This is a genomic window from Pseudomonas sp. BF-R-26 (assembly GCF_019947395.1).
Classification (GTDB): Bacteria; Pseudomonadota; Gammaproteobacteria; order Pseudomonadales; family Pseudomonadaceae; genus Aquipseudomonas; species Aquipseudomonas farris.
In genome coordinates, this window is the sequence record NZ_JAGYGK010000023.1 from 25335 (window position 1) to 32566 (window position 7232).

General features: G+C 59.3%; 7 protein-coding genes. 3 read left to right on the forward strand and 4 right to left on the reverse strand.

What is annotated here, in order from left to right; genetic code table 11:
* Positions 1 to 130 precede the first annotated feature (130 nt).
* The 3 genes from flgM to KGB18_RS27375 all read left to right on the forward strand — a co-directional run bounded on the left by flgM (position 131) and on the right by KGB18_RS27375 (position 1808).
* Positions 131 to 457: a flagellar biosynthesis anti-sigma factor FlgM gene (flgM, locus tag KGB18_RS27365; protein ID WP_008071796.1), complete on the forward strand. Its 327-nt coding sequence runs from the start codon at positions 131 to 133 to the stop codon at positions 455 to 457.
* 48 nt (positions 458 to 505) lie between these two features.
* Positions 506 to 973: a flagella synthesis protein FlgN gene (locus tag KGB18_RS27370; protein ID WP_123720604.1), complete on the forward strand. Its 468-nt coding sequence runs from the start codon at positions 506 to 508 to the stop codon at positions 971 to 973.
* A gap of 88 nt (positions 974 to 1061) precedes the next feature.
* Entirely contained in the window at positions 1062 to 1808 is a 747-nt protein-coding gene (locus KGB18_RS27375) for a flagellar brake protein (RefSeq protein ID WP_123720603.1), read from the forward strand.
* Between the two features lie 64 nt (positions 1809 to 1872).
* Here the strand turns inward: KGB18_RS27375 and KGB18_RS27380 are convergent, their stop codons facing one another.
* The 4 genes from KGB18_RS27380 to KGB18_RS27395 all read right to left on the reverse strand — a co-directional run bounded on the left by KGB18_RS27380 (position 1873) and on the right by KGB18_RS27395 (position 7061).
* Positions 1873 to 3255: an MFS transporter gene (locus tag KGB18_RS27380; RefSeq protein WP_223570803.1), complete on the reverse strand. Its 1383-nt coding sequence runs from the start codon at positions 3253 to 3255 to the stop codon at positions 1873 to 1875.
* A 71-nt stretch (positions 3256 to 3326) separates the two neighbouring features.
* Complete coding sequence (locus KGB18_RS27385) at positions 3327 to 4568, reverse strand: glutamine synthetase family protein (RefSeq protein ID WP_223570816.1); 1242 nt, start codon at positions 4566 to 4568, stop codon at positions 3327 to 3329.
* 199 nt (positions 4569 to 4767) lie between these two features.
* The gene (locus tag KGB18_RS27390; RefSeq protein ID WP_223570804.1) at positions 4768 to 5460 is read right to left on the reverse strand and encodes a sensor histidine kinase; all 693 of its coding nucleotides are present in this window, start codon (positions 5458 to 5460) and stop codon (positions 4768 to 4770) included.
* On the reverse strand, positions 5457 to 7061 hold the full coding sequence (locus KGB18_RS27395; RefSeq protein WP_223570805.1) for a tetratricopeptide repeat-containing response regulator: 1605 nt from the start codon (positions 7059 to 7061) through the stop codon (positions 5457 to 5459). Before KGB18_RS27395 ends, KGB18_RS27390 begins: the two co-directional genes overlap by 4 nt.
* Between the last annotated feature and the right edge of the window lie 171 nt (positions 7062 to 7232).

Sequence of the window (7232 nt, forward strand, 5' to 3'; positions counted from 1 at the left end):
CCTGTTCCCTAAACTGTGCCGCATGCAGGACACGTGCTGGCGCATGCAAGCTCATTGATAAATGGGCCTAAAGTTTTCCGGGGAAGAGCCGAAAACATGGCAAGCGTCCAAATACCCAGAGGTTTTTGTCATGGTCATCGATTTCAGTCGTTTAAACAGCTCCTCGTCACTTACGGGCAGTACACGTACCAGCGCTGCGAAGGAAACCGCCGAAGCCGGCCAATCCACGCCGCTGAATACCCCGGCCGAACAGGCCAGTACCACCAAAAGCGGGGAATCGGTACACCTCAGCAATGAGGCTCAACAGTTGCAGAAGGTCACTGACAAGCTGCGCGATCAGCCTGCCGTCGACAACGCCCGTGTGGCCGAGTTGAAAGCAGCGATTGCCGATGGCAGCTATAAAGTCGACAGCAACCGTGTAGCCAGCAAACTGCTCAACTTCGAAGCCCAGCGCTAGGCTACGGCCCGCGCCAGGCTTTTGGACGCTTAAAACCCAAGGCCAGCCATGCACGACACTAATTTACTGCAACTGATCATCGACGACTTTGCCCCGGCTCAACACCTGCTGGAGCTGCTGCAAACCGAGTCCCTCGCGCTGCACGGTCGCGACATGCCACTGCTCGAAGACATTCTGGCGCAGAAACAGGCAATGATCATTTTGCTCGAGCAGCATGGCCGCAAGCGCAGTGAAATCCTCACCAGCCTCAACCTGCCGACCAATCGCCAGGGCCTGGAGCAACTTGCCAGCCATTCGAGCATTGGCGACCAATTGCTGGCACAGAGTGACGTGCTGACCGACCTCCTGGCCCAATGCCAGGCCGCCAACGTTAACAATGGCCAGTCGATTCTGGTGCAGCAGGCCGCCACGGCCAACCAGCTGAAAATCCTCACCGGCGGCGAGCCGCCAGCGCTCTACGATGCCCGCGGTTCAACCTCCAAACTCGCAAAACCACGCCCGCTCAGTCAGGCTTGAGCCTTTCAATGAGCACGCTCTATCAAGACGCGAAACATGCTGGCAGAATGATGGCCGGTAGTCATATTTGTCTGGAGATTGATATCCCGTGTTCAATGCCTTAAGCGCGGAAGAGGCTACGCAGCCTCCCAAGGTGCTCACCACGCCCTTGGAAATCTCCGGCAATCTGCGACAGCTGCAAGACAGCCATGATCCGCTGATCATCACGTTCCACGAGCGCAGCCAGCGCTTTCAGAGTTATCTGGTGGACGTCGACCGTGACAGCAAGATGATCACTCTGGACGAAATGATCCCTCGCGATGGCGAACGCTTTCTGCTGGCCGGCGAACCGTTCAAGGTCGAAGGCTTTCACGACGGCGTGCGCATCGCCTGGGAAAGCAACGGCCCGCTGACCATCGACGAATCCGGCGATGGCCGCTGCTACCGAGGCGCGCTGCCCGATGAGGTGGTTTATCACCAGCGCCGCAATGCTTTCCGCGCCGCGTTGAAGCTGGCGCAACTGGTCGATGTCGACCTCGGTGGTGAAAAACTCAAGTCGCCCGTCACAGGCAAATTGCTGGACATCTCCGCCACCGGCTGCAAGTTGCGCTTCGAAGGCGACATCACCGCCAGGCTGCAACTGGGCCAGGTCTACGACCGTTTCGTCGCTGCCCTGCCCTTCGGCAGCATGACGGCACCGGTCGAGCTGCGTTACCTGCACTTCGAAGAAAAGATCAACACCACCTTTGCCGGCGTGCGTTTTCACAACATAAGCGGCCTGGTGCAGCGGCAGGTCGAGCGGTTCGTCTATCAGCTTCAGCGCGAAGCGCGGCGCTTCGATAAAGACGACTTCTGAGACGCAACTTCCATAAAAAAACGGGCAGTCCCTTGTGGGGACTGCCCGTTTTTTTATGCCTTGATCAAGGCCGAGCTTCGGTAAAGCTTTGCTCGCGCCCCGTGTCAGGGTCTTCGGGTTCCGAATCCGTTTCAGGTGCTGATTCGGGCTCGGCATCCGAATTGAAATCAGCCTCCGGGGTGACCGGGTTCTGCATCTGATCCTGCACCACCTGCTCATCGACTCGCGGGTCAAGGCAAGCGACCAGTGGCGAGCTCGACATACTGTCCGGCATGGCCACGTGATGCAGCGGAGCATCGTCTACCTGATGCAGGTTGGTGACCGCTTTCGGACGAATTCGCCACACCAGCACCAAGGCGAAGAAACTGAAGAAGGCATAGAGCATCTGACTGCCGAACAGCTTCATCAACACCCCGGCCACCAACGGCCCGATACTCGCGCCGACGCCGTAGGTCACCAACAGCATCGCCGTCAGCGACACTCGGCGATCACCCTCGACGTGGTCGTTGGAGAACGCCACCGCCAGCGGGTACAGGCAGAACTGCACCAACGAACAGAAGAACCCAGCGATGAACAGGACCTCCAGCGGCACCTGCCGCATGATTGCCAGCGGCAACGCAGCCAGCGCCAGGCTAAACGCGAAGCAGCGGATCAACAGCGCCCGGTCATAGCGGTCCGACAGCCAACCCAACGGCCACTGCACCACCAGGCCTGCAAAAATGCAGCTACCCATGAACAGACCGACCTGTTCGGTCGACAACCCTTGCTGCGAGGCATACAGCGGCGCCAGACCATAGAACGAACCGACGATCAATCCCGACCCCAACACCGTACTCAGTGACTGCGGCACGCGCTTGATGAAGAACCGTGGCTCCATCGGAGCCGGGTGCAAAGGCGCAGGGTGAATCCGCCGCGTCAGGGCCACTGGCACCAGGCACAGTGCGAAACACAGGGCGACCAGCATCAGCAGTTCCAGACCCAAGCCCGGGTGCATGACCAGAATCAGTTGACCCAACACCAACCCCAGGTACGAAGCGATCATGTAACCGCTGAACACCACGCCACGCTGCTTGGCTTCTGCCTGCTCATTGAGCCAGCTTTCGATCACCATGTACTGGCACATCATGCCCAGGCCGACGATCACCCGCAGGAACAGCCACGCGGGCAACCAGTCCACCAAGCCATGGCCCAGCACTGCCGCGCCGACGATCCCGGCGCAGGCTGAATAGGCTCGAATATGCCCGACCCGGGCAATCAGCCGGTGGCCGATCTTGCCACCCAGCACCAGGCCGAAATAGTTGGCCGCCATCAACGCACCGACCCACAGGCTGTCGACTTTATCGGCCGCCAGGCGCAGGGCAAGGTAAGTACTCAACAGGCCCGAGCCGATCAACATCATCAGCGAGGCGAAATAAAGCCCCCGAAAAGATTTCAAGATTTGGCGCATCGGCGTTCCGAGCGGCTCCTTGCAGTGAATATCGGACTATCGACAAACGATAGCCCGACGGCGACGTGTCGTCAGGCCTGGGCTGCTAGAACACGCCGTTCCCAGGGAGTAATTTCATCAAAGAAGCTGGTCAACTCCATGGTCTTCGAAGCGATGTAGCCTTCGATGAACTCCTTGCCGAACAGTTCCTTCGCCAATTGGCTACGTTTCAGACGTTCGAGAGCGGCATGCAAGGTACACGGCAACGAAAGATTATCCGGCACAACGAACTCACCCTGGATCGGCTCGCTCGGCTCCAGTTTGTTCTCGATGCCATACAACCCCGCGGCCAGGCTCGCGGCAATCGCCAGATACGGATTGGCATCGCCCCCCGGCAAGCGGTTTTCAACCCGACGAGCGACCGGTGAACTGGCCGGAATGCGCAGCCCGGCCGCGCGATTGTCGTGGGACCAGCAGGCATTATTCGGCGATGCGAAAGGATGGCACAGGCGCTGATAGGAGTTCACGTTCGGCGCAAACAGCGCGGTGAAATCCGCCAGGCCGGCCTGCTGACCACCGATGAAATGACGGAAGGTCGCGGTCGGCTCGCCGGCCTTGTCGCTGAACACGTTACGCCCGGTGCCGATCTCCACGATGCTCTGGTGAATATGCATCGAACTGCCCGGCGTGTGCGCCAACGGCTTGGCCATGCAGACCACAGTCAGGCCATGCTTGAGCGCCACTTCTTTGAGCAGATGCTTGAACAACAAGGTCTGGTCGGCCAGCAGAAGCGGATCGCCGTGCAGCAGGTTGATCTCGAACTGGCTGACGCCCATCTCATGCATGAAGGTATCGCGCGGCAAGCCCAGAGCCGCCATGCATTCGTAGACTTCATTGAAGAACGGCCGCAAGCCGTTATTGGAACTGACGCTGAACGCCGAATGACCGTCCTCGCGACGACCGTCCAGGCCCAGTGGCGGCTGGAAGGGTTGTGTCGGGTCAGGGTTGGGCGCGAAGACGAAGAATTCCAGCTCGGTCGCCACCACCGGCGCCAGACCGAGAGCGGCGTATCGAGCAATCACGGCCTTGAGTTGGCCACGGGTCGACAATGGCGAGCTCTCGCCAGTCAGTTCATCCGCATCGCAAATGGCCAGCGCCCGAGGCTGCTGGCTCCAGGGCAAGCGGTGGATCTGCGCGGGATCAGGCACCAGCGCCAGGTCGCCATCATCACTGCCGTAAAAGCGCGCCGGCGGATAACCGCCCATGATGCATTGCAGCAGCACTCCCCGCGCCATCTGCAAACGCCGCCCTTCAAGAAATCCTTCGGCGGTCATTACCTTGCCGCGTGGTACGCCGTTCAGGTCCGGCGTGACACATTCAATCTCATCAATGCCCGTCAATCGCTGTGCGAGTGAACGATGGCCATCGGTTGTCATGACGCAATCCTTGTTGTTGTACGAGCCGCGAACGGCGACTCGTACAAAATAGGCTCCGGCTGTTCGGAATATCAAGCAGCGTCAAACAAAAAGGTATTCAGGGGAGGTAAATGCTGAACACGCCGCCGCCCAATGGGCCGCCATTGCTGATTTCGGTGCGTCCGCCCACGCCATTGCGCTGATGCAACGCGGCAATCCGCCCGGCAAAGTACAGGCCCAGGCCCGTGCTGCCACTGCTGTGGTTGATGCCCTGCACGTAATCGGCCTGACGCTCAATCATCTCGGCTGGAAAACCCTCGCCATCGTCATTGATGGTCAGCACCAGTTGCCCGGCCTCATCGCTGACGCTGATCAACAAGGCATGGCGGGCGTAACGAATGGCGTTGTTGATGCAATTGGCGAGCACCGAGGCAATCAGCTCACGGTCGAAGAAACCCAGCGGGCTCAACGGATCCACTTCATACGTCGCGATGATGCCGCGGCTGGCGAACACTTCTTGGTGAGCCGCCAGTTGCGCCTCAATGAAATCATCCAGCTCATGGTAGGCCGGCTGCAACGGCATCTGGTTGACGCCGAGTTTGTACAGCCCCAGCAACTGCACCAGCATGCCGTTGAGATGGGCGAACTCGAAGTCGATCACACCCTGCTCGGGGGTGTGCTGCTCGGGATCGGGCAAGCGCGCCAGCCATTGACTGTGCGCCTGCATCAGCATGGCCAGAGAGTTCTTCATGTCATGCACGGTGGAGGCAATCACCGTGGAAAAGTCGAGTGACGGTTCGCTGTCGATCATTCGCCGAACGCCTTGATTTTCAGTTTCTGGTAGCGCGGATAACGCGCGTCGGTATCGGGCATCAGGCCGACGGTTTTCAGGCAGGAGCGACATTCTTCCAGTTCGGCCGACGGCACGCTGGTGTCGGTGCCATGCAGCAACGACTGCGCCATGTTCAGGGCAATACTGATGTTCTTCGGCTGCAGTGCCAGGGCTTTGCGGAATACGTCCCGGGCTTCCACCAGATTGCCGGTCTTGTACACCCGCACGCCCTGACGGTTGAGGTCGGCGGCCGCGTTGCTGGAGTTGAGGATGGTCGGGTCGTCGGTCAGCTTGGCGATGTCCTTCATCACGGCCGGATCGTCGCCGTAGATTTCCGCACAGTTTTTCAGCATCGACGCGCCGGCACTCGCCTGTCCCAGCATTTGCAGCTGCTTGGCGACCAGCAGCGCCGCTTCGGCGCTCATGAATTGCTCCATGCCATCGAGGCGCATCATCGCTTGTTCGGTGAGCTTCTCGGCGGTTTCGGCATCGTTGAGCAACAGGCTGGTGGCCTTCATCAGACGCGCACGAATCTGCAAACCGGGGTCGGAAGGATTCTCCTTCGCCACCGCACTCAGCGTTGTATTGATTTCAAGGCGGGTCCGGGTGTCCAGGCCCTTCTCACTGCCTTTGCTGATCAAGGCATGGGCCAGGCCGAGGTTGCTTTCCGCATCCTTGAAACGTGACTGCGCCCCTTGGGCCACGGCCTGGCGATAGGCTCTGGAGGCGGTATCAAAATCTTCGTTGGCCATCGCCAGCTTGCCCAGCAACGCTTGCCGGCGCACCGCCAACGGCGACAGCCGAATAGCCTCTTCCAAGACTCGCTGCGCCGCCTTGGTATCACCTTCGCAGACCAGCACATCGGCCATGCCATCGTAGAGGGCCGGCATCATCGGGAAGACTTTCAGGGCTTTTTCGTAAATGCCTTTGGCCTGGCTGACATGGCCGCGCTTGAACAGCAACTGGCCCAACCCGGCAAACGCCCAAGGCAAAGGCCGATCAGCAATGATGCTGTCGTACAGGCGCTCCAGCGCTTCGTTCTGATTCAAGTCGCGCAGAGCATCAGCGCGGTAACGCAGGCACAGCGGGGAATAACGAATGTCCTGTTTGCACAGGGCGATGCAGGCATTAAGCACCTCCATCGGTTTGCCCCGATCAAGGGCTTGCAGGATCGGCTTGAGCAAGGTCTTGCGCTGCTCCAGGCGTTCCAGGCGCTGGGCCAGGCCGGAACGGTTGAACGGCTTGGTCAGGTAAGCATCAGGCTCATGCTCCAGTGCGCTGAGCACCATGGCCTGGCTGGTTTCGGCGGTGACCATGACAAACACGCTTTCATGGCTGATCAGCTTCTCGATCATCAGGTCTTCAAGTACCTGCTGACCGTTCTTCTTGCCATCGCCCAGGTGGAAGTCCTGCAGGATGAAGTCGTAGGACTTCTGCGAGCACATGCGCAGCGCCTGTTCACCGGTATCAGCGGTGTCGACGTCCTTGACGCCCAGCTCCCGCAGCATGGACCTGACGGAACTGCGGAAATCCGAGAAATCATCGACGATCAGAAAACTCTTTTGGTGATACGACAGCATCGAAGATTTCCAGGCAATTTAAGAAGAACAACCCAAAGGCAACCACACGGGCGAGCTCGGTTTCGCGGCCTTTTTGGCGCGCAGATGATAGCGGGAGGCCATAGGCTATCAAGCAATTTCGCATAAACCCGTGATGACAGTTGCCGGCCGCCAGAAGTAAAAATGACAACG